Source organism: Spirillospora sp. NPDC049024 (assembly GCF_040649235.1).
In the GTDB taxonomy this organism is placed as follows: Bacteria; Actinomycetota; Actinomycetes; order Streptosporangiales; family Streptosporangiaceae; genus Spirillospora.
This window is the reverse complement of record NZ_JBEZFD010000014.1, coordinates 48784-69837: the sequence shown is the minus strand read 5'-3', so window position 1 is coordinate 69837 and position 21054 is coordinate 48784. Positions and strand designations below refer to the sequence as shown.

17 protein-coding genes and 1 pseudogene are annotated in these 21054 nt (G+C 73.1%); 9 read left to right on the top strand and 9 right to left on the bottom strand.

The window, feature by feature from the left end:
• Positions 1-44: 44 nt before the first annotated feature.
• A complete protein-coding gene (locus AB0C21_RS25365) occupies positions 45-1361 on the bottom strand; it encodes a KamA family radical SAM protein (RefSeq protein ID WP_500207416.1) in 1317 nt (438 codons plus the stop codon).
• Between the two features lie 372 nt (positions 1362-1733).
• Here AB0C21_RS25365 and AB0C21_RS25360 point away from each other — a divergent pair, with 372 nt between their 5' ends.
• The 6 genes and pseudogenes from AB0C21_RS25360 (at position 1734) to argS (ending at position 7551) form a co-directional block, all read left to right on the top strand.
• Positions 1734-2459: a DUF998 domain-containing protein gene (locus AB0C21_RS25360; protein WP_235037014.1), complete on the top strand. Its 726-nt coding sequence runs from the start codon at positions 1734-1736 to the stop codon at positions 2457-2459.
• A complete protein-coding gene (locus AB0C21_RS25355) occupies positions 2456-3352 on the top strand; it encodes an alpha/beta hydrolase (protein ID WP_500207414.1) in 897 nt (298 codons plus the stop codon). Before AB0C21_RS25360 ends, AB0C21_RS25355 begins: the two co-directional genes overlap by 4 nt.
• Positions 3349-3720 (top strand): hypothetical protein, encoded by a 372-nt coding sequence (locus AB0C21_RS25350; protein ID WP_149261164.1) that lies wholly within the window; start codon positions 3349-3351, stop codon positions 3718-3720. The genes AB0C21_RS25355 and AB0C21_RS25350 overlap by 4 nt, the downstream gene beginning before the upstream one ends.
• A gap of 143 nt (positions 3721-3863) precedes the next feature.
• Positions 3864-4277: a hypothetical protein gene (locus tag AB0C21_RS25345; RefSeq protein ID WP_500207697.1), complete on the top strand. Its 414-nt coding sequence runs from the start codon at positions 3864-3866 to the stop codon at positions 4275-4277.
• Positions 4278-4607: 330 nt separating this feature from the next.
• Positions 4608-5603: pseudogene (plsX, locus tag AB0C21_RS25340) on the top strand (phosphate acyltransferase PlsX); the annotation flags it as partial.
• Positions 5604-5805: 202 nt separating this feature from the next.
• Positions 5806-7551, top strand: coding sequence for an arginine--tRNA ligase (gene argS / locus AB0C21_RS25335; protein WP_500207413.1), 1746 nt, complete (start codon positions 5806-5808; stop codon positions 7549-7551).
• Positions 7552-7649: 98 nt separating this feature from the next.
• Here the strand turns inward: argS and AB0C21_RS25330 are convergent, their stop codons facing one another.
• Together AB0C21_RS25330 and AB0C21_RS25325 are read right to left on the bottom strand one after the other, a co-directional pair.
• Complete coding sequence (locus AB0C21_RS25330; RefSeq protein ID WP_500207412.1) at positions 7650-8612, bottom strand: LLM class flavin-dependent oxidoreductase; 963 nt, start codon at positions 8610-8612, stop codon at positions 7650-7652.
• Positions 8609-8854: a DUF2630 family protein gene (locus AB0C21_RS25325; protein WP_149261168.1), complete on the bottom strand. Its 246-nt coding sequence runs from the start codon at positions 8852-8854 to the stop codon at positions 8609-8611. The genes AB0C21_RS25330 and AB0C21_RS25325 overlap by 4 nt, the downstream gene beginning before the upstream one ends.
• A gap of 127 nt (positions 8855-8981) precedes the next feature.
• Between AB0C21_RS25325 and AB0C21_RS25320 the strand changes: the two genes are divergently transcribed.
• On the top strand, positions 8982-9848 hold the full coding sequence (locus AB0C21_RS25320; RefSeq protein ID WP_500207410.1) for a hypothetical protein: 867 nt from the start codon (positions 8982-8984) through the stop codon (positions 9846-9848).
• A gap of 62 nt (positions 9849-9910) precedes the next feature.
• Here AB0C21_RS25320 and AB0C21_RS25315 read toward each other — a convergent pair whose 3' ends face one another.
• The 5 genes from AB0C21_RS25315 to AB0C21_RS25295 are packed head-to-tail and all read right to left on the bottom strand — an operon-like array spanning position 9911 to position 14755.
• Positions 9911-10765 carry an aldehyde dehydrogenase family protein gene (locus AB0C21_RS25315; RefSeq protein WP_500207409.1) on the bottom strand — a complete coding sequence of 285 codons (855 nt, stop codon included), beginning with the start codon at positions 10763-10765 and terminating at the stop codon, positions 9911-9913.
• Positions 10758-12188 (bottom strand): aldehyde dehydrogenase family protein, encoded by a 1431-nt coding sequence (locus tag AB0C21_RS25310; protein WP_500207407.1) that lies wholly within the window; start codon positions 12186-12188, stop codon positions 10758-10760. The genes AB0C21_RS25315 and AB0C21_RS25310 overlap by 8 nt, the downstream gene beginning before the upstream one ends.
• Before the next feature lie 2 nt (positions 12189-12190).
• Positions 12191-13120: a deoxyribose-phosphate aldolase gene (gene deoC, locus AB0C21_RS25305; RefSeq protein ID WP_500207406.1), complete on the bottom strand. Its 930-nt coding sequence runs from the start codon at positions 13118-13120 to the stop codon at positions 12191-12193.
• Positions 13121-13163: 43 nt separating this feature from the next.
• Complete coding sequence (locus AB0C21_RS25300; RefSeq protein ID WP_500207405.1) at positions 13164-14222, bottom strand: hypothetical protein; 1059 nt, start codon at positions 14220-14222, stop codon at positions 13164-13166.
• Positions 14219-14755 carry a SigE family RNA polymerase sigma factor gene (locus tag AB0C21_RS25295; RefSeq protein ID WP_500207404.1) on the bottom strand — a complete coding sequence of 179 codons (537 nt, stop codon included), beginning with the start codon at positions 14753-14755 and terminating at the stop codon, positions 14219-14221. The genes AB0C21_RS25300 and AB0C21_RS25295 overlap by 4 nt, the downstream gene beginning before the upstream one ends.
• Before the next feature lie 119 nt (positions 14756-14874).
• On the opposite strand from AB0C21_RS25295, the gene AB0C21_RS25290 reads away from it, so the two are divergent.
• Positions 14875-16836 carry an acyl-CoA dehydrogenase family protein gene (locus tag AB0C21_RS25290; RefSeq protein ID WP_500207403.1) on the top strand — a complete coding sequence of 654 codons (1962 nt, stop codon included), beginning with the start codon at positions 14875-14877 and terminating at the stop codon, positions 16834-16836.
• Positions 16837-17007: 171 nt separating this feature from the next.
• Positions 17008-17829 carry a class I SAM-dependent methyltransferase gene (locus AB0C21_RS25285; RefSeq protein ID WP_149261175.1) on the top strand — a complete coding sequence of 274 codons (822 nt, stop codon included), beginning with the start codon at positions 17008-17010 and terminating at the stop codon, positions 17827-17829.
• Between the two features lie 297 nt (positions 17830-18126).
• Here the strand turns inward: AB0C21_RS25285 and AB0C21_RS25280 are convergent, their stop codons facing one another.
• The gene (locus AB0C21_RS25280) at positions 18127-21015 is read right to left on the bottom strand and encodes a helix-turn-helix transcriptional regulator (RefSeq protein WP_500207402.1); all 2889 of its coding nucleotides are present in this window, start codon (positions 21013-21015) and stop codon (positions 18127-18129) included.
• Positions 21016-21054 lie beyond the last annotated feature (39 nt).

Genomic DNA, 21054 nt, shown 5'->3' with positions numbered 1-21054 from the left:
TGTGGCGTGTTCGCCCGAGGCGGGCGAACACGCCACCGGGCGTGCTACTCCTGCCAGGGGAATCGGTCGGCGAAGGCGGGCTTGAGCTCGTCCAGCCAGATCGCCTCAGGGTCGTACTGCGCGAAGAAGGGCTTGCCGACGAGGTCGGCGTCGCGGCACTGGATGAAGTGCAGCGCGAAGGCCTTCTGGCCCGCCAGCTCGACGACCCCGTCCACGCAGACCTTGCCGGGCGTGGCCGACATGGACGGGCCGCGGACGGTCCGGGACAGCCCGGAGACGTTCTTGTAGGCGTCGCGGAAGATCTCGTACGCCCGCGCGAGGGGGACGGCGAAGTAGTCCCGCGGCCCCGTGTCGCGCTCGACGAACATGTAGTAGGGGACCAGGCCCATCCGGGTCTGGGTGCGCCACATGGTCTCCCAGACGGCGGCGTCGTCGTTGATCCCGCGGATCAGCGGCGCCTGGGTGCGGATGACCGCGCCGGTGTCGCGGATGCGGCGGCACGCCTCGGTGACCATGAGGGGTTCCAGCTCGCGCGGGTGGGAGAAGTGGGCCATGAAGGCCAGGTTCTTGCCCGACTCCACGACCTGCTCGAACAGCCGCAGCATGGCGTCGGCGTCGGGGTCGGTGACGAACTTCTGCGGCCAGTACGCCAGCGACTTGGTCCCGATCCGGATGGACTCGAGCTGGTCGAGGTCGAGCAGCGGCTCGACGTAGCGGCGCAGCACCGGCTCACCCATGATCATGGCGTCGCCGCCGGTGAACAGGACGCTCGTCACCTCGGGGTGCGCGAGGAGGTAGTCGCGGAGCGCGGCGGGCTCGTCCCCGGCCATCTTGAGGTCGGCCTCGCCGACGAACTGGGCCCAGCGGAAGCAGTAGGTGCAGTACGCGTGGCAGGTCTGCCCCTGCTTGGGGAAGTACAGCACCGTCTCGTCGTACTTGTGCTGCATGCCGGGGATCTTGCCGTCGCCGAAGCTCGGGATGTTCAGCTCCATCTGGCCCGCCGGATGCGGGTTCAGCCGCATCCGCACGCCGTGGGCGGCGGCCTCGATCTCGGCCTTGGGCGCCTCGCGGCGGAGCAGGTCCGACAGATGCGCGACGTCCTCGGCGGGGAGCATGTCCTCCTGCGGGAAGACGAGACGGTAGATCGGATCGTCGGGCGCGGCCGACCAGTCGATGAGCTCCTCGATGACGTACGCGTTCGTCCGGAACGGCAGCACCGTCGCAACCGCCCGGGTCGCGAGCCGCTGCGCGGGCGTGAGCCCCGCGCGAGCGGTGAGCTCGTCGAGGTGCTTCGCCGTGAAGGCGCGGAACTTGCGACCGGTGGATCGCACTGCGGGAGCCGCGTCGTTCACCAGTGTCACGTGTTGGTACTCCTTGCTGTCAGCGGGGGAAGCGCACCCCGGGCGCCGTCACGGAACGTGATCAGAAGTGCTCGGGACACCCCCATTCAACCCTTTGGGGCGTGTTCATGCCGAATTGATACCCCCTGCGCGTCACCGACAAAGACGAGGTCAGGACGATCCCGACAAATCGCCTCGTCATCATCGTGGACGCCCCATGACTTGTACAACGACTACGGGACGTCAACTTCTCCCCCAGGTTCGGTTAAGGCTTCGGCCAGCGGATACTCGGCTAACACCCACCCAGGTCACGCGCACGCGGCCGGTTCGGAAATACTGGGGCCGGGTAGGACCGATCGGCGCACGGGGACCGTGCGGGCGTGAGGGGGCCGGGTGGACTCTGACCAGCGGGGCGGGCCGGGTCTCGTCCCCATGCGCTTGATCGTCCTGGCGGGGCTCGCGTCGATCACCTACGCCAGCTTCGTGCTGGAGAACGTCCTCAGCCCCAAGCTGGACTTCTTCAACGGCTACGTGAGCGAGCTCTCGGCGTCCGACCAGCCGTTCCACCTCGTCTACAGCGGCGGCGACCTCATCACCGGCGTGCTGTCGATCCTCGTGGCCGCCGGGACGCTCCGCAGGCTCACCCGCAAGCCCCTCGCCACGGCCGGCTGGGTGTTCCTCGGCCTGTTCGGCGTGTGCGCCATCGGCGACGCGTCCTTCCCGCTCGACTGCGCGCCGAGCCTGGAGACCTGGTGCGCCCTCCGGGAGCGCTCCGAGCACGTGTCGTTCTCCCACGAGTTCCACTCGGTGACCAGCAGCGCCGTGATCGTCTGCGGGGTGGCCGCGCTGCTGCTGCTGTCGCTCGCCGCCCGCCGGTACGGCTGGTGGCCCGCCCTGGCCCGCTGGGGCTGGCTGCTGGCGCTCGCCGAGTCGGTGGCCGCGCTCGGCACCCTGGTGGCGATGTACGTGGGGCAGTGGCTCGGGATCGTCCAGCGCGTCCAGATCGGCATCCTGTGCCTGGGGCTGCTGACCATCGCCTGGGCGCTGTACGCCGACCGGCGGGACGCGGCGCGCAAGGCGCGGGAGGCGTCGGCGGCGCCAGAGGGGGCGTACCTGTGAGCAGCGCGAAGGGCGGCGCGGGAGCCGGTCCGGGCGAGATCGTGAACATCGGCCGCGAGCAGGTGCACGTCGTCGAGTCGGGCCCGGCGGACGGGCCGCCGCTGCTGCTCGCCTCCGGGCTCGGCGGCGCCTGGTTCGACTGGGAGCCGTCCGTCGCGCTGCTCCGGGAGGGCCACCGGGTGACCGTCTTCGACCGCCCCGGCCTCGGGCTCAGCCCGGCCGCGGTCGCGCCGCCGTCGCTGCGCCGCGACACCGCGATCATGGAGGCGCTGGCGCGGCGGGCCGGCCGGCCGGTGACCGTCCTCGCGCACTCGATGGCCGCGTTCGCCGCCGAGGCGCTCGCCAGGACGCGGCCCGCGCTCGTGCGGGGCCTGGTGCTGCTCGATCCGAGCTGCGAGCCCGAGGCGTGGGTCCCCGTGCGGCTGGCCGCCGCGCTGACCCCGCTCGCCACGGCGGCGGGCGCGGTGCTCGGCGCGACCCGGCTGGCCGGGGTCGCCGGGCCGTTCGGCCGCCGGATGATCCTGAAGCACACCAGCCGCCGCGACGAGGCCGTCCCGGCGGAGGTCGTGCGGTCGGTGTACGGGCGCGGCACGGTGGTCGGCACGGTCTTCGCGGAGGAACTGGCCTACCGGGAGATGGCCGCCGACCTGGCCGGGCTGCGCGAGCGGCGGCCCTTCCCGCCCGTCCCGCTGGCCGTCGTGACCGCGCTGGGTGACCTGGACGGCGCCGACCGGAAGCGCGAATGGGCCGAGGCGCACGCGCGGCTCGCCGCCATGAGCCCGCACGGCACGCGGATCGAGCTGCCGGACGCCCTGCACATGGTCCCGCTCGACCGTCCCGACGCGGTGGCCGACGCGGTCGCCGCCCTCGACCGGATGGAGGGGGCGGCATGAGGCGCCTTCCCGCCGTCGCGCTCGCCGTCCTCCTCGCCGCGACGATGTCCGGCTGCAAGGTCATGCAGCGGATCTCCGACGGGGCGTACCTCAACGCCGTCACCGACGGGGTCGTGGACGAACTGGCCGCGCGGGGCATCGACCTGCAGGAGCGCCCCGAGTGCGAGTCCCCGGGGCGCGAGACCGACTCCGTGGTGCGCGTCGCCTGCACGGCCGTCACCGCGACCGGGGAGCCGGTGGTCGTGGAGGGCGTCGCCCGCGACGCCGACACGGACCGTCCGCGCGAGTCCTACGTCGTCACCGTCGGCGGCCGCGAGGTGCTCCGCAAGGACTGCCTGGGCCTCGGCTGCGAGCAGCCGAACCGCTGACCGGGCGATCCGGCCGGGCCGATCCGGCCGGGCCGATCCGACCGGGCAAGGAATCCGCATACCGAACGGAAAAAACCACCACCCAGCGCATATGTGCCCGTACTGTCGGTGACGTAGCGGGTGTGAAGATTCCCAGCGTGAAGATGCCGCACCTGAAGATCGGCCCCAGGAAGGCCCTGATCCTGGCGTCCGCAGCGCTCTTCGTGATCGCCGCGGTGGGCGGCGGCGCGTTCCTGCTGCTGTCCGGGGGCCAGGAGATCCAGTACAAGACGCAGAGCGCGCTGCGCAAGGCGCTTCCCGTGACCGCCGCCGCCGAGCTCCACAAGCACGGCGTGCGGCTGGGGGCGCCGCTGCGGTGCGCGGACCTGCCCGGCTGGACGAAGAAGAAGATGCGGGTGGCCTGCACCGGCATGACCGCGGACCGCAAGCCGGTCCAGGTCATCGGCACCGGCGAGCAGGAGAAGCGCAGGAACTACTACACGATCCTCGTGGACGGCCGGCCGGTCGTGGAGAACGCGTCGTGCCTCGGTGCCGACTGCGTGAAGAAGGAGGAGTAGCTCCCGGCGTGAGGATCGCCACTCCGGGCGTGGGGCGCCAAGGCAGGCGATAGGACGCCATACGATGCGATGAGCTGCGTTCTTGCGGCCCACCGTGTTTCCTTTCGTCCTCCTGGAGCGGCCATGACCGGCACTGGCGAGTCGTCGCGTCCCGTGCCGCCCCGGCCGGCGGAGCCCGGACAGGCGGCGCCGGGCACCGCGCCGCCGCGTAGCGCGCCACCGCGCCCCGCCCCGGCGCCGCCGCGCACGGCGCCGCCCCGGAACCCGTCGCCCCGCCCGGCGCCGCGCCGCCCGGCGACGGTGCGCCCGCTGCCGATCGCGGTCGACACCATGGGCGGCGACCACGCCCCCGAGGAGATCATCGAGGGGGCGGTGACCGCGGTCCGCGAGCACGGCGTCCGGCTGGTGCTGGTCGGGCGGGCGCCGCGGATCCGGCGGGAGCTGGACCTGCACGGCGTCCTCGGCACGATCCCCATCGTGCACGCCGACGAGGCACTGGACATGGGCGAGGGCGCGCTCGCGAGCTGGCGCAAGCCCCGCTCGTCGATCGCGATCGCCTGCCACCTGATCAAGCAGGGGCGGGCGTCGGCGCTGGTCTCGGCGGGCAGCACCGCCGGGGTGGTGGCGACCTCGCGGCTGCGGCTCAAGGGCCAGCAGGGCGTGATGCGGCCGGCGATCGCCGTGGCGCTGCCGACCCGCCCGCGCCCCACGATCCTGCTGGACGCGGGCGCCACCGCCGACGTGAAGCCCGAGGGCCTCGTCCAGTTCGCCGCGCTCGGCACCGCGTACGCGCAGATCCTGCTCGGGCTCGACCGCCCGACCGTGGGCCTGCTCAACATCGGCGCCGAGGCCGGCAAGGGCAACAAGCTCACCAAGCGGGCGCACGAGCTGCTCGCGAGCGGCAGCCACGGCATCGAGTTCGCCGGGAACGTGGAGGGCCACGACCTGCTGAGCGGGCGCGTGGACGTCATCGTCGCCGACGGGTTCACCGGCAACGTCGCGCTCAAGACCGTGGAGGGCACGGTCGCCACCGCGTTCGCGGAGATCCGCGAGGCGATGACGTCCACCGCGGCCGCGCGGATGGGCGCGCTGCTCCAGCGGCGCCGCCTCCAGGAGCTGCGCGACCGCCTCGACCCCGACACCTACGGCGGCGGCGTCCTGCTCGGCCTGAACGGGACGGTCGTGATTGCGCACGGCGCCTCCCGCGCCCGCGCGATCACCTCGGCCTGCGACCTCGCGCACCGGCTGGCCGCCGGACGGATCGTCGAGCGGATCCGCGAGCAGGTCGCGGCGACCCGCACGTCCCGGTTCGGGCGCTGGACGCACGGCGAGCGCGACGCCGACAGGCCCACGGAAACGCCGTCGGCCAGGCCGTCCGCCAGGCCGTCGGAGAGGCCCGCCGAGAAGGTCCCGGAGGTGCCCTCCCCCGCCGCGGACACCGTCCCCGACCACAAAGAGCCGCCCGCCGCGCCGTAGCCTCGCGCGAAACCGTTTCCGGGCGCCGGTACGTCGCCGATAACCTTGGAACATGCCCGATCCGCAACTCGTACTCGCCGCCCGGGTCCAGGCCGCGCTGAGCGCCGCCTTCGGACCGTCGTACGCGGACACCGACCCGGTCATCCGGCCGTCGCAGTTCGCCGACCTTCAGGCCAACGTGGCACTGCCGCTGGCCAAGAAGCTGGGCCGCAAGCCGCGAGACGTGGCCAACGAGATCACGGCGAACCTCGACACCGCCGGTGTCGTCTCGGACGTGCAGGTCAGCGGCCCCGGATTCATCAACCTGACGCTCAGCGACGCCTGGATCGCCGGCGAGGCGCAGCGGGCCCTGGAGGACGAGCGGCTCGCCGTCCCCCTCGCCGACAAGCCGCAGAAGGTCGTCGTCGAGTACTCCTCCCCGAACGTGGCGAAGGAGATGCACGTCGGGCACCTGCGGACCACGATCGTCGGCGACGCGATCGCGCGGATCCTGGCGTTCCTCGGGCACGAGGTCGTCCGGGACAACCACGTCGGCGACTGGGGCACCCCGTTCGGCATGCTGATCGAGCACCTGCTCGACATCGGCGAGGACGCCGCCGCCCGCGGCGACTCCTCCGTCAGCGACCTGACCGCGTTCTACCAGGCCGCGCGGGAGAAGTTCGACGGCGACGAGGCGTTCGCCGACCGGTCCCGGCGGCGGGTCGTCGCCCTCCAGGCGGGCGACGCCGAGACGCTGCGGCTCTGGAACGTCCTCGTCGAGGTGTCGAAGCGGTACTTCAACGCCGTCTACGGGCGGCTGGGCGTCACCCTCACCGACGACGACATCAAGGGCGAGAGCTACTACAACGACCTGCTGGCCCCGACCGCCCAGGAGCTGGAGGAGAAGGGCATCGCGGTCATCAGCGACGGGGCGCTGTGCGCGTTCCCGCCCGGGTTCACCGGCCGCGAGGGCGAGCCCCTCCCGGTGATCATCCGGAAGAGCGACGGCGGCTACAACTACTCCACCACCGACCTCGCCACGATCCGGTACCGGGTCGACACCGAGCACGTCGACCGGATGATCTACGTGGTCGGGGCGCCGCAGTCGCTGCACTTCCAGATGGTGTTCGCCGTCGCGCGGATGGCGGGCTGGCTGAACGACGAGGTGAAGGCCGAGCACGCGCAGATCGGCAACGTCCTCGGCACCGACGGCAAGATCCTGCGGACCCGGGCCGGCGGCACCGTCAAGCTCTCGGAGCTGCTGGACGAGGCGGTCGAGCGGGCAGGCGCCGTGTACGACGAGATCCAGCATGACGCGTCGTTCGACGAGGCGACCCGGGCCGAGATCGTCCAGGCGGTCGGCATGGGCGCGGTGAAGTACGCCGACCTGTCGGTGGCGCGCGACAGCGAGTACGTCTTCGACTTCGACCGGATGATCTCGTTCAACGGCAAGACCGGCCCGTACCTGCAGTACGCGGTGGCGCGGATCCGGTCGATCTTCCGGAAGGGCGGTCTCGCCCCCGAGGAGGCGACCGGCCCGATCGTGCTCACCCACCCGGCCGAGCGTGCGCTGGCGCTGGAGCTGCTCGGGTTCGGCGCCGTGCTCAAGCAGGCGGGCGAGACCGCCGAGCCGCACCGGCTGGCGAGCTACGTCTACTCGGTCGCGGACGTCTACACGACGTTCCACGAGAACTGCCCGGTGCTGAAGGCCCCCGACGAGGAGACGAAGGCGTCGCGGCTCGCGCTCTGCGCGGCGACCCTCCGCACGCTCGTCACCGGCCTCGGCCTCCTCGGCGTCCCGACCCCGGAGCGCATGTAAGGGAGCGGGCCCCGGGCGGCGACCCGCGGGCCCGCGTCCCCGCGGTCCGCCCGTCCCCGGTCCGGCACGTCACCGGCCCGTGCGTCACGGCACGCGCGTCACGGCACGCGCGTGCCGTGCGGTGAGGGCTGGCCGGCTCGTGCCGGGGCCTGCGGGGCGGCCTCTCCCTGGGCGGACGCGGCCCGTTCGCGGGCGACCTGCTCCCGGACGGCCGGAACGATCTCCAGGGCGAACACCGGAAGCTGCTCGGGGCCGCCGCCGTACAGGAACGAGTCGACGCCGTGACCGACGGCCAGCTCGGTCAGCTCGTACACCCACTGGCGCGGCGGGCCGTGCAGGAAGCCCCGCGACTCCCGCCCGTCGAGGCTCCCTTCGAGGACGTAGACGCGGCGGATCTCGGCGGGCCGGCGCCCCGCCCGCCGCGCGGCGTCGTCGAGGCGGCGCTGCCCGTCGGCGAGCCGCTTCGGCGGGACGAGCGAGGACGGCGCGATCCAGCCGTCGGCGACCCGTCCGGCGAGGTCGATGCCGCGCGGACCGGTGACGCCCAGCCAGATGCCGATCTGGTGCGCGGGCGCCGGGCCCGCCTGCGCCGCCGCGAACCGGTAGTGCTCGCCCGCGAACCGCAGCCCGTTCTGGTCGCTCCAGTGCAGCCGGATGAGCTGCACGGCCTCCTCCAGTGCCCGGCGCGACGCCCTGCCGTCCAGGCGCGGGCCCCCGTACGCCTCGATGCCGTTCGGCGACATCCCCGTGCCGAGTCCGAGCTCGGCGCGGCCGCCGCTGAGCCGGTCCATCGTCGCGATCGCCTTCGCCAGCGCGGCGGGCGACCGCAGCGGCAGGCACGCCACCGCCGGCAGGACCCGGATCCGGGACGTGCCGGCCAGCACGGCCGCCATCAGCGTGAGCGCGTCGGCGGTGTCGCGCCGGTACGGCTCGTCGCGGACGCCGAGCAGGTCGAGCCCGTACCGGTCCGCCTCCTGCGCGGTGCGCACCAGCGGGGCGCCGGAGTCCGGGGCGAGGGACAGGCCGAACCGCAGCGGCCGCCTCGATCGAGGCGGCGTCACTGCAGGTAGCCTTCGACCTCGTCCGGCGGCCGGACCTCGGCGCCGCCGGGGTCCTCGCCGGCCTCCAGCCGGGCCCGGCGACGGCGCAGCAGGTCCCAGCACTGGTCGAGCGCGACCTCCAGCCGCTCCAGCCGCCGGTGCTCCTCCTCCCGGTCCAGCTCGCCCCGCTGGTACCGCTCGCGGAGCCGCCGCTCCTCCCCCACGTACTGGTCGACGCGGGCCAGGATGTCCTTCTCGTCCATCGGTTCTCAGCGCTCGCGGCCGTAGTCGGTGAGCCCGCTCAGGAAGCCGCCGTCCGTCCGCGTCGAGTGCTGGAGCGGATCGGTCTTCGGCTCCACCACGGGCGCGGCGGACGGTGCGGGCCGTGCGGTGCTGGACCGCGCCGGAGTCTTGCGCGCCGAGGTCGCGGATTTCGAGGCCGCCGACTTGGTCGCCGACTTCGCGGTGCCGGACCTGGTGCTCGCGGTCGTCCGCGACGACGTCGACTTGCGCGCGGCGCTCGTCCTGGACTTGGGCGCGGCCGCCTTCTTCGCCGTCGCCGTTGTCTTCGACGCTCCCGAGGTCTTCGCCGCGCTCGCCGTCTTGGACGTGCCCGCCGTCCGGGACGTGCCCGCCTTCGACGTGGACTTGCGTGCCGTGGACGTCTTCGTAGCCGTGCGGGTGGACGCCGTCGTCCTGGAGCGGCCGGACGCCGCCGAGGTGGACTTGCGGGCCGTGGTCCGGCCGGCGCCGTTCTTGCTCGCCGCGGTCTTCCGCGCCGTCGTGGCGCGGGTCCCGGTCGACTTGGCGGTGGTGGTGATGACCTTGGCCGCCGCGTCCATCGCCTTGGCGGCGTCGGACATGGCCTTCGTGGCACTGGTCATCGCCTTGGTCATCGCCGTCATCGCCTTGGCCGACGAGGAGGCCTTGGTCGCCACCGACTTCATCTGCGTCGCGGCGGTCTTGGCCTGGCTCGCGGCCTTGGTGACGCGGGTCGCGGCGGCCGACGACGACGCCGACGACGACCGGGTGGACGCGGCCGGCTTCCTCGCCGTGCTGCTCCTGGTCGCGGTCGTGCGGCTCGTCGTGCGGCCGGTCGTGGACCTCGACGGCGACTTCGCCGCCGAGGTCCGCTTGGCCGCCGGTTTCTTGGCGGCGGTGGACTTGGTCGCTGATGTGCTCTTCGTACGCGCGGCCGTCCCTCGGCTCGCCGTACGCGATGCGGTCTTGGTAGGCACTGATCTCCCCCCACTGTGATCAGTTACGGGGAGATCTATTCCACACTTCGTGACCCTCTACACACGCAGCGTCATTTCAGCTCAGACGCCCACCGGATGCCAGACCGTCTTGGTCTCCAGGAAAGCGGTCATCCGCGCGGTTCCCGGCTCGCCCGTCCAGTCCTCTTCTGCGGGGCGCAGGACCCTCTTGAGGTTCTCGGCCGCCTTCTCTTCCAGTTCCTGGACGTGCTCGGGCGGCGCGCCCGCGAGGTCGATGGCGTTGACGTCCATGTGGGTCGCCAGCCATGGCGCGATCTCGGTGCGGCGGCCGGTGAGGAGGTTGACGACACCGCCCGGCAGGTCGGAGGTGGCCAGCACCTCCGCCAGGGTGATCGACGGCAGCGGCGCCGGCTCGGAGGCGACCACCACGGCCGTGTTGCCGGACACGATGACCGGGGCCAGGACGGAGACCAGGCCCAGCAGCGGCGAGTCGGGCGCGACGACGGCGACGACGCCGGTGGGCTCGGGCGTGGAGAAGTTGAAGAACGGCCCGGACACGGGGTTGGCGGCCCCGGCGACGGCGCTCAGCTTGTCGGCCCAGCCCGCGTACCAGACCCACCGGTCGACGGCGGCGTCCACCTCGGTCCCGGCGGCGCCCTTGGACGCGCCGGCCTGGCGCAGCTCGTCCACGAACTGGTCGCGGCGGCCCTCCAGCATCTCGGCGATCCGGTAGAGGATCTGGCCGCGGTTGTAGGCGGTCCGCCCGGACCAGCCGGGGAAGGCCTTGCGGGCGGCGACCACGGCGTCGCGGGCGTCCTTGCGGGACGCCTGGGAGGCGTTGGCGAGGAAGCGGCCCTTGGAGTCGGTCACGGGGTAGGACCTGCCGGATTCGGACCGGGGGAACGCGCCCCCGATGTACAGCTTGTAGGTCTTGCGGACGGCGAGACGGTCAGGCATTGAGGTAGGCCTCCAGTCCGTGGCGTCCGCCCTCGCGGCCGAACCCCGATTCCTTGTAGCCGCCGAACGGGGAGGCCGGGTCGAACTTGTTGAAGGTGTTGGCCCACACGACCCCGGCGCGGAGCCGCTGCGCCGTCCACAGGATCTGCGACCCCTTCTCGGTCCAGATGCCCGCCGACAGCCCGTACGGGGTGTTGTTGGCCTTGGTGACGGCCTCCTCCGGCGTGCGGAACGTCAGCACGGACAGGACGGGCCCGAAGATCTCCTCGCGGGCGATCCGGTGCGACTGCGCCACCCCGGTGAACAGCGTGGGGGCGAACCAGAACCCCTGGGACGGCAGCTCGCAGGGCGGCGACCAGCGCTCGGCGCCCTCGGCCTCGCCGGCGTCCGACAGCTCCCGGATCCGCGCCAGCTGCGCGGCGGAGTTGATCGCGCCGATGTCGGTGTTCTTGTCGAGGGGGTCGCCGACCCGCAGCGTCGCCATCCGCGCCTTCAGCCGCTCCAGGACCTCCTCGGCGACCGACTCCTGCACCAGCAGCCGCGACCCGGCGCAGCACACGTGGCCCTGGTTGAAGAAGATGCCGTTGACGATGCCCTCGACGGCCTGGTCGAGCGCGGCGTCCTCGTAGACGATGTTGGCGGCCTTGCCGCCGAGCTCCAGCGTCAGCCTCCTGCCGGTCCCGGCGAGGGTGCGGGCGATCTGGCGGCCGACGTCGGTGGAGCCGGTGAAGGCGACCTTGTCGATGCCCGGGTGCGACACCAGGGCGGCGCCGGTCTCGCCGGCGCCGGTGACGATGTTGACGACGCCGGGCGGCAGCTCGGCCTGGCGGCAGATGTCGGCGAACAGCAGCGCCGTCAGCGGCGTGGTCTCGGCCGGCTTGAGGACGACGGTGTTGCCGCACGCCAGCGCGGGGGCGATCTTCCAGGCCAGCATCAGCAGCGGGAAGTTCCACGGGATGACCTGCCCCGCCACCCCGACGGGGCGGGGGTCGGGCCCGAACCCGGCGTGGCGCAGCTTGTCGGCCCAGCCCGCGTAGTAGAAGAACCACGCCGCGACCAGCGGGACGTCCACGTCCCGCGACTCGCGGATCGGCTTGCCGTTGTCGATCGACTCCAGGACGGCCAGTTCCCGCGCCCGCTCCTGGATGATCCGCGCGATCCGGTACAGGTACTTGGCCCGCTCGGTCCCGGGCATCGGGCCCCAGACCTTGTCGTAGGCGGTGCGGGCGGCCCGCACGGCGCGGTCGACGTCCGCCTCGTCCGCGCACGCGATGTCGGCCAGGACGCTCTCGTCGGCCGGGTTGATCGACTTGAACGGCTCGCCGTGCCCGTCGGTGAACTCGCCGTTGACGAACAGCCCGTAGGAGCCGCGGATGTCGACGACGGACCGGGACTCGGGTGCCGGCGCGTACTCGAAAACCATGATCAGTCCAGCGTGAAGTAGTCGGGACCGGAGTACACCCCGGTGGCGAGCTTGCGGCGCTGCATCAGCAGGTCGTTCAGCACCGAGGAGGCCCCCAGCCGGAACCACTCGGGCGTCAGCCAGTCGGGGCCGGCGGTCTCGTTCACCAGCACCAGGTACTTGATCGCGTCCTTGGTGGTGCGGATCCCGCCCGCGGGCTTGACCCCGACCTGCCGCCCGGTGGCGGCCCGGTAGTCGCGGACGGCCTCCAGCATGACCAGGGTGACCGGCAGCGTCGCCGCGGGCGACACCTTCCCGGTCGAGGTCTTGATGAAGTCGGCCCCGGCGCGCATCGCGAGCCAGGAGGCCCGCCGCACGTTGTCGTAGGTGGCGAGCTCGCCGGTCTCCAGGATCACCTTCAGGTGCGCGGGCCCGCACGCGTCCTTGACCGCGACGATCTCGTCGGACACCTTGGCGTAGTCGCCGGACAGGAACGCGCCCCGGTCGATCACCATGTCGATCTCGGCCGCCCCCGCCGCCACCGCGGCCCGGGTGTCGGCGAGCTTGGCCTCCATCGGCGCCCGCCCGGACGGGAAGGCCGTCGCCACGCTGGCGACGCCGATCCCCGTCCCGTCGAGGGCCCGGACCGCGGTCTCGACCATGTCGGGGTACACGCAGACGGCGGCCACCTTCGGCACCGAGGCGTCCGCCGGGTCGGGGTGCGCGGCCTTGGCGCACAGCGCCCGCACCTTCCCCGCCGTGTCCGCGCCTTCCAGCGTGGTCAGGTCCACCATCGAGATCGCCAGGTCGATCGCCGCGGCCTTCGCCGACGTCTTGATCGACCGGGTGGCGAGCCGCGCCGCCCGCTCCTCGGCGCCCACCCGGTCCACGCCGGGGAGGCCGTGCAGGAAGGCGCGCAGCTCGGCGGCGCTGTTCAGAGTCTCCGTTGACACTCCCCAAGCATCGCCGAACTACGCCCCAGGCACAAAACGGACCTCAGCGGAGCGGCTCCGTCGTCCACCGCGCGGGGTCGGTGCCGAGCGGCGTCGTCCGGCGGTACAGGCCCGTCACCCCGCCTCCGGCCTGGAGGCGGCGCAGCGGCTCCCCGGTCGCGTTGATCTCGATGTCGAACCCGCGCACTCCGTAGACCCTGAGGATCTGCGACTTCGCCGGGGGCACCAGGCCGATCTTCGGCCCGGTGTGCGGCAGCCGCGTGTCGAACGCCGGATGCCCGTCGACGGTGGTGTTGGGCTGGTACGTCCAGGCGTTCCGCGTGGCGGCCGGGCTCAGCGAGATGAGCAGGTCGCCGTCCCGTCCGGGGACGGCGAGCGAGATCATGACCTCCGCGGGCGCGGCGACCCAGGTCCTCGTGGCCCTGAGCCCGTCCGGGAGCCCGGTGACGCGCACGGGGAACGCCGCCGGGCGCTCGCCGCCGAACCTCACCCCCGCCGCGATGCGCTGGACGGTCACCGGGTCGGCGACGGCGCGGTCGTTGACCGTCAGCACCGCCCAGCTCTTCGGCCGGTACTCCCACCGGAACTCGGCCGGCACCTGGTCCGACCCCGGCCCGCCGGGCTTGATCGACCAGTAGGCGGGCCGCCCGCCGACCGGCGCGGCCTTCGTCAGGTGCCCCTTCCTGCCTCCCGGCAGCAGCGGTACGCCCGGCGAGAGCCCGGGCGGGCCCACGCTCAATTCGATCGCCGTGCTGCCCGGCCCGCGCCCGGCGGACACCGTGAACACCGTCCCCCGCTGGGCGTCCTGCGCCACCCGCGTCCGCGTGTAGCCAGGGGGCAGCCACCCGAACGCGGCCTTCTCGATCAGCGGGCTCGGAAACCTGGCCGGCCCGGCCACCGCGCTCGGACGCTCCGCCGAGGACGAGGGGACCACCGTGATCCCGGCGACGCCCGCCGCGACCCCCGCGGCGACGGCCGCGACGGCGGCCCGCCTCGTCCGCCGGATCCGCCGCGCCCGCGCCACCGCCGCCGCGACGTCCACGGCGGGAGCGGGGGCGGGGGCGTCCGCGAGGCGCTCCAGCCTCTCCTTGAGGTCGTTCATGCCAGCCTCTCCCCTTCCGCGAGATCCCGCGCCGGCTCCAGCGCGCGCCGCAGCGCGTCCAGCCCGCGCGCGGTCTGGCTCTTGACCGTCCCGGCCGAGCAGTCCAGGACGTCTGCGGCCTGTTCGATCGACAGGTCGCAGTAGAACCGCAGGACCACGGCGGCCCGCTGCCTCGGCGGCAGGGCCGCCAGCGCCGCCCGCAGGTCCATCCGGCCCGCGTGGTCGGCGGACTCGGCGGCCTCCTCCGGCATCCGCTCGACGATCCGGACCCGCTGCCGCCACCCGCCGCGCTGCTCGGCGAGGAACACCCTGACCAGCACCGTCCGCGCGTACCCGTCGACGTTCTCGGCCGCCGACGCCTTCCGCCAGTGCAGGTACAGGCGCGTGATCGCGGACTGGACGAGGTCGTCCGCCCGGTGCCAGTCCTGGCACAGCAGGTACGCGACCCGCCGTAACCACGCCATCCGCGCCGTCACGTAGGCGGTGAACTCCTCGTCACGGCTCGCCGTCCGCGCGCTCCTCGACTGCTCCACATCTTCCTGATGCGCCGTCCCTCACAAAAGGTTGCATCTCTGGCTGAATCACCTCTTATTGCCTTCCCGTCGCGGGCGGGGGCGGGTTTCCCACCCCGGTCACGGGAAATCCCGACCCCATGAGCCAGCGAACCCAAGAGCACGTCGACGAGCGGACGGCCCGCAAGGTGGCCGAGGAGGCACGCGAGACCGAATGGCGGCTGCCGAGCTTCGGCAAGCAGCTGTTCCTCGGCGGCCTCCGCCTCGATCTGATCCACCCGCATCCGCGCCCGTCCGGGGAGCAGCGGACGAAGGGCGAGGAGTTCCTCGCCCGGCTCGCGGAGTTCTGCGCCGCCGAGGTCGACCCGGCGCGGATCGAGCGGGAGGCGCGCATCCCGGACGAGGTCGTGCGGGGCCTGCGCGACCTCGGCGCCCTCGGCATGAAGATCCCGGAGAAGTACGGCGGGCTCGGGCTCAGCCAGCTCTACTACGGCCGCGCCCTGATGCTCGTCGGGTCGGTCAGCCCGGCGCTCGGCGCGCTGCTGTCGGCGCACCAGTCGATCGGCGTCCCGCAGCCGGTCAAGATGTTCGGCACGCGGGAGCAGAAGGACGCGTGGCTGCCGCGCTGCGCCAGGGAGGTCAGCGCGTTCCTGCTCACCGAGCCCGACGTCGGGTCCGACCCGGCGCGGCTGCGCGCCACCGCCGTGCCCGACGGGGACGACTACGTCCTCAACGGCGTCAAGCTGTGGACGACCAACGGCGTCGTGGCCGACCTCGTCGTGGTGATGGCGCGCGTCCCGAAGTCGGAGGGGCACCGCGGCGGCATCTCGGCGTTCATCGTGGACATGTCCGCCCCCGGCATCACCGTCGAGAACCGCAACGCGTTCATGGGGCTGCGCGGCATCGAGAACGGCGTCACCCGGTTCCACGACGTGCGGGTCCCGAAGGCGAACCTGATCGGCACGGAGGGCGCCGGCCTGAAGGTCGCGCTGACCACGCTCAACACCGGCCGGCTGTCGCTGCCCGCGATCTGCGCGGCGAGCGGCAAGTGGGCCGCCGGGATCGCCCGGCAGTGGTCGAAGGAGCGGGTGCAGTGGGGCCGGCCGGTCGGCGAGCACGAGGCCGTCGCCACCAAGATCGCGTTCATCGCGGCGACCGCCTACGCGATGGAGGCGGTGCTCGACCTGTCCGGCCAGCTCGCCGACGACGAGCGCAACGACATACGGATCGAGGCGGCCCTCGCCAAGCTGTGGTCGTCGGAGATGGCGTGCCGCGTCGCCGACGAGCTGGTGCAGCTGCGCGGCGGCCGCGGCTACGAGACGGCCGAGTCGCTCGCGGCGCGCGGCGAGCGCGGGGTGCCCGCCGAGCAGCTGCTCCGCGACCTGCGCATCAACCGGATCTTCGAGGGCTCCAGCGAGATCATGCATCTGCTGATCGCCCGCGAGGCCGTCGACGCGCACCTGTCGGTCGCCGGGGACATCATCGACCCGGACGCCTCCACCGGGGCGAAGGCGCGGGCCGCGGCGAAGGCGGGCGGGTTCTACGCGCGCTGGCTGCCGACGCTCGTCACCGGCGCCGGGCACCGCCCGAACGCCTACGCGGAGTTCGGCCCGCTGGCCCGGCACCTGCGGTACGTGGAGCGGGCGTCCCGCAAGCTGGCCCGCTCGATCTTCTATGCGGCCGGGCGCTGGCAGGGCGGCCTGGAGTACCGGCAGGGGTTCCTCGGCCGCATGGTCGACATCGGCGCCGAGCTGTTCGCCATGAGCGCGGTCTGCGTCCGCGCCCACGCCGACGCTTCCAAGGAAGGGCCGCTCGCCAGTACGGGCGCGAACGGCGCGGGGGCCGCGACGGCGCCCGGGAAGTCCGCCCTGCTGCTCGCCGACGCGTTCTGCCGGCAGTCGCGCGTCCGCGTCGAGGAGCTGTTCGACGGGCTGTGGCGCAACACCGACGCGATGGACGTGAAGCTGGCGCGGGCCGTCCTCGCCGGCCACTTCGCCTGGGTGGAGGAAGGCGTCCTCGACCCGTCCATCCCGGGGCCGTGGATCGCGCCGTCCGAGCCCGGCCCGAGCGGTATGGAGGACGTGCACCGGACCATCGGCTGACCCGGCGGGCGGGGCGCGTGAGGGCTTCCCGCCGTCGCGGGGGCGTCCGGCATCGGGGCGGGGATAGACTGACCCGACCTTCGCGCCAGAGATCGAACCGTCCCGGGAGGACAGGGGAACGGTCCCGCGAACGAGAAGCCGAACGCCAACGCACCCAGCGAGCGGGAAGTAATGCAGCCATCCGGTCAGAAGAAGTCCATCGCAGGCACCCTCCTCAACCTCGTCGGCAGCGGCCCGAAGAAGGCCGGGCCGGCCGCCGGGCCCGCCCCTGACGGGGACGTCGTCCAGCCCGCCGCCGGTGAGGGCGCGCTGGAGAACCATCTGGGCGGGGACGAGGCCCGCAACTACCGCCAGTACGAGTACGAGACCGTCGCCCCGCACGTCGGCCGTTCCATGCTGGAGGTCGGCTCCGGCCTCGGGCACTTCTCCGAGCAGTTCGCCGGGCGCCTCGACTACCTCGTCGTCAGCGACAACGACCCCTACTGCGTCGGCGAGCTGCGCAAGCGCCACGAGGGCAACGACGACGTCGAGGTCATCGACCTGGCGCTGCCCGCCGACATCAAGATCCGGCGCAAGGTCGACACCGTCGTGATGATGAACGTCCTGGAGCACATCAAGGACGACGTCCAGGCGCTGCGCGACCTCGCCGCCGTGACCGAGCCCGGCGGCCGCATCGTCATCTGGGTGCCCGGCTACATGCAGCTCTACGGCGACTTCGACCGCAAGGTCGGGCACGTCACCCGGTACACGCCGGCGACGCTGGAGGCGTCGGTCCGCGAGGCCGGGCTGGTCCCCGAGGTGCTCAAGCCGATCAACTTCCTGGGCGGGATCGCCTGGTGGTTCGCGGTCCGCCGCGGCGGCGCCGGCTACCCCGACCCGAAGCTCGTCAAGATCTACGACCGGACGGTCGTGCCGCTCACCCGCACCATCGAGCGCTTCGTCAAGCCGCCGTTCGGGCAGACGGTCTTCTGCGTCGCGCGGGTCCCGCGCTAGCGCTCCGCTCCTCGCGCGCACGGGGACGGGGACGGCTCACGAAAGCCGACCCGTCCCCGTCGTTATTTTCCTGGCGCGGACACGGTATGTCTCACTCCCCCTCCCGGCCCTGGACCGCAAGACTGTGCAGTGGCCGGACGGGGTCCCGATCCGCCTCTCCGGGCGGAGAAGCACCGCCTGCTTCCGCGGGTCGCGGCCCCGAAGGGCCAGCCACGAAAATTCCCGTGTGGTCCGACGGTTCGCGGTGGGGAATCCGGGAGGGGAGGTTCCCCACCGTGAATCAGCCGGGCGCGCGGCTCAGGCGCCGACCTTCGGGGTGGCGAACAGGGCCAGCCGGTGCGCGGTCGCGGCGGCCTCGCCGCGGCTCGCCACCTCCAGCTTGCCGAGGATGTTCGACACGTGGACGCTGGCGGTCTTCACCGAGATGAACAGCTCCTCGGCGATGTCGCGGTTGCTGCGGCCCTCGGCGACCAGGCGCAGCACCTCGAACTCGCGGGGCGTCAGCCCGAGCGGCGCCGAGGCGTCGCCGCGGCGCGGCATCCGGGTGCGGCGCCGCAGGTCGGCGATCCCCTCCGCGAGCGGCCGGGTGCCCAGCCCGTCCGCGAGTTCGGCGGCGGTGTGCAGCGCCGCCGTGGCGGCCTCGTGGTCGCCGGCCGCGAGCGCGGCCTCCGCCGCGCGGGACAGGGCCCGCGCCCGGTAGTACGGGTTGGCGAGCGCCTCCCACGCCGCGGCGGCCTCCTCCCAGGCGGTCCGGTCGAGGATGCCGCGTGCTCGCGCCATCTCGGCGGCGAACGTGAGGCAGTGCGCGTGCTGGAGCGGACCGCTCGTCCCGAGGTCGGCGGCGCGCTTCTCCAGCCGACGCAGGCGGTCCTCGGCGGCGTCGCCGAGTTCGCCGCAGGCCGCCGCCCCGACCACGAGCGCCGGCCACGCGTAGCGGGCGTCGTCGGGCAGGCCGACGAGTTCGAGGACGGGATCCAGCGCGTCCAGCGCGGCCTCGGCGCGCCCCTCGGCGAGCGCGATGCTCGCGTCCAGCCAGAGGGTGCTGAAGTAGTCCTGCGTCTTGCGCCACTTCAGCCTGAGCTTCATGATCTCGCGCGACTGCGCGAGCCGCTCCTTCGCCGTCGCGAGGTCGCCGCGCACCAGCGCCACCCAGCCGGACAGGACGAGCAGCGAAGTGCGGGTCGTGATGGCCGGGTCCTGCTCCATGGCGTGGTTCATGACGGCCATGGCCTCGTCCCACCGGCCGAGTGAGACCAGCGGCTCCGCCTGGTTGATGGACAGGAACGTTCCCTGGGTGCGGGCCACGCCGTGCTGGCGGGCCAGTTCCGTGCCGCGCCCGGCGATGGCGGCGGCCTCCTCGTGCCGTCCGACGCCCTCCAGGAAGTGCGACTGGATCACGTAGTAGCGGAGCAGCACCTGGAAGTCGCCGCTGCGCTCGGCGGTTTCCCTGATCACGGTGAGGCGCCCCTCGTCCTCGTAGTCGGTGTGGGCGCAGAACAGCGTGATCAGCGCCTCGCTCTCCGCGACGGGGTCGCCGAGGGCGCGCGCGATGGCCAGCGACTCCAGTGCCGATTCGCGGGCCTCGTCCGGGGAGGTGGTGATGCGTACGTAGTTGCCCAGCGTGGACAGCGCCCGGGCACGCAGGATGGTCGGCGGTTCGACCGGCAGAGCCTCAACGGCGGCGCGCAGGTCTTCGACGAAACCGGGGCGCGCCACCTGGTACCTCATGCGGCCGCGCTGTTCGCGCAGCGCCGCCCAGCGGGCGGTGTCGCGCTCGCCGTCGGCGGCCTCGACCTCCTTCAGCGCGGCGCTGACGAGCTTGATGCCGCGGTCGTACTCCCCGGCGTGCTGGGCGGCGGTCGCCGCGCTTTCCAGGACCGTGGTGTGGTCGGCGCCGATGCGCTCCGCCGCGTCGGGGACCTTGTCCCAGAGCTGCAGGACGCGTTCGAGCATCGCCAGGCACTCGGCGTAGGCGACCGCCTTGCGGGCCTCGCCCGCGGCGCGCCAGGACGCGACCAGCGCCCACGTGCTGTCGTGGGCCTGCGTCCAGTGGTAGCTCAGCTCGACCCAGAGCCGCCCGGCCGGGACGAGCCCGGGCTCCTTCTCCAGGGCCTCGGCGTAGCGGGTGTGGAGGCGCGTGTACTCGCCCGGCAGCAGGTCGTCGTGGACGGCCTCGCGGATCAGGGCGTGCCGGAACGCGTACCCGTCGCCGTCCACCACCAGGACGTTCGCGGCGACGGCGGGCCGCAGGACCCGGGTCAGCGCGGCGTCGTCGAGCCCGGACACGACGGCCAGGAGGGCGTGCTCGATGCGGGTGCTGCCGCCGCTGGCGTCGCGCAGCACCTCCTGCGTCTCCTCCGGGAGCCGCTGGACGCCGGCCAGCAGCAGGTCGCGCAGCGACTCCGGCAGCTCGCACGCCAGCGTGCCGTCGTCGTCGAGCAGCGCCTCGATGAACAGCGGGTTGCCCTCGCTGCGGGCCTCGATGCGCTCGACGAGGCCGGGCGGCGGTGTCTGGCCGAGCAGCTCGGTGACGAGCGCGGCGACGTCGGGGCGGGCCAGCCGGCCGAGCTCCACCCGGCGGACGCGTTCGAGGCGCTCCAGCCCGGCGAGCAGCGTGCGCAGCGGATGGGTGCGGTGCAGCTCGTCCGACCGGTACGTCATGACGATCAGCAGCGGCGCCGTGCCGAGGTTGCGGATCAGGAAGGCCAGCAGGTCGCGGGTGGAGCGGTCGGCCCAGTGGGCGTCCTCGATGACCAGCACGACGGGGCCGCTCTCGGCGAGCCGCTCCAGCAGCGCCAGCACGACCTCGAACAGCCGGGCGCGCTCCTCGCCGGACGCGGAGTCGCTCTCCGGCTCGCCGAACTCGGGCAGCAGCCGGGCGAGCGCGCCGGTGTCGCCGCGCGGGACGAGCCCGGCGACGCCGTCAATGCCGATGTCGCGGACGAGCCCGCGCAGAACGGTGGTGAACGGCGCGAAGGGCAGACCGTCGGAGCCGAGCTCCAGGCAGCCGCCGACCAGCGTCCTGGCGTCGGCCTCCCGGGCGAACTCCCTGATCAGGCGGGTCTTGCCGAGCCCGGCGTCACCGCCGAGGAGCACGGCGCCCGGCGCGGCGGACAGGGCGTCCCGCAGCCGCCGCAGCTCGGCCGATCTGCCGATCAGGACGGAACTCATCGCGCGCGCGTTCACGTACCAAGCATGCCAAACAGATCGGACAATCCCACCCGT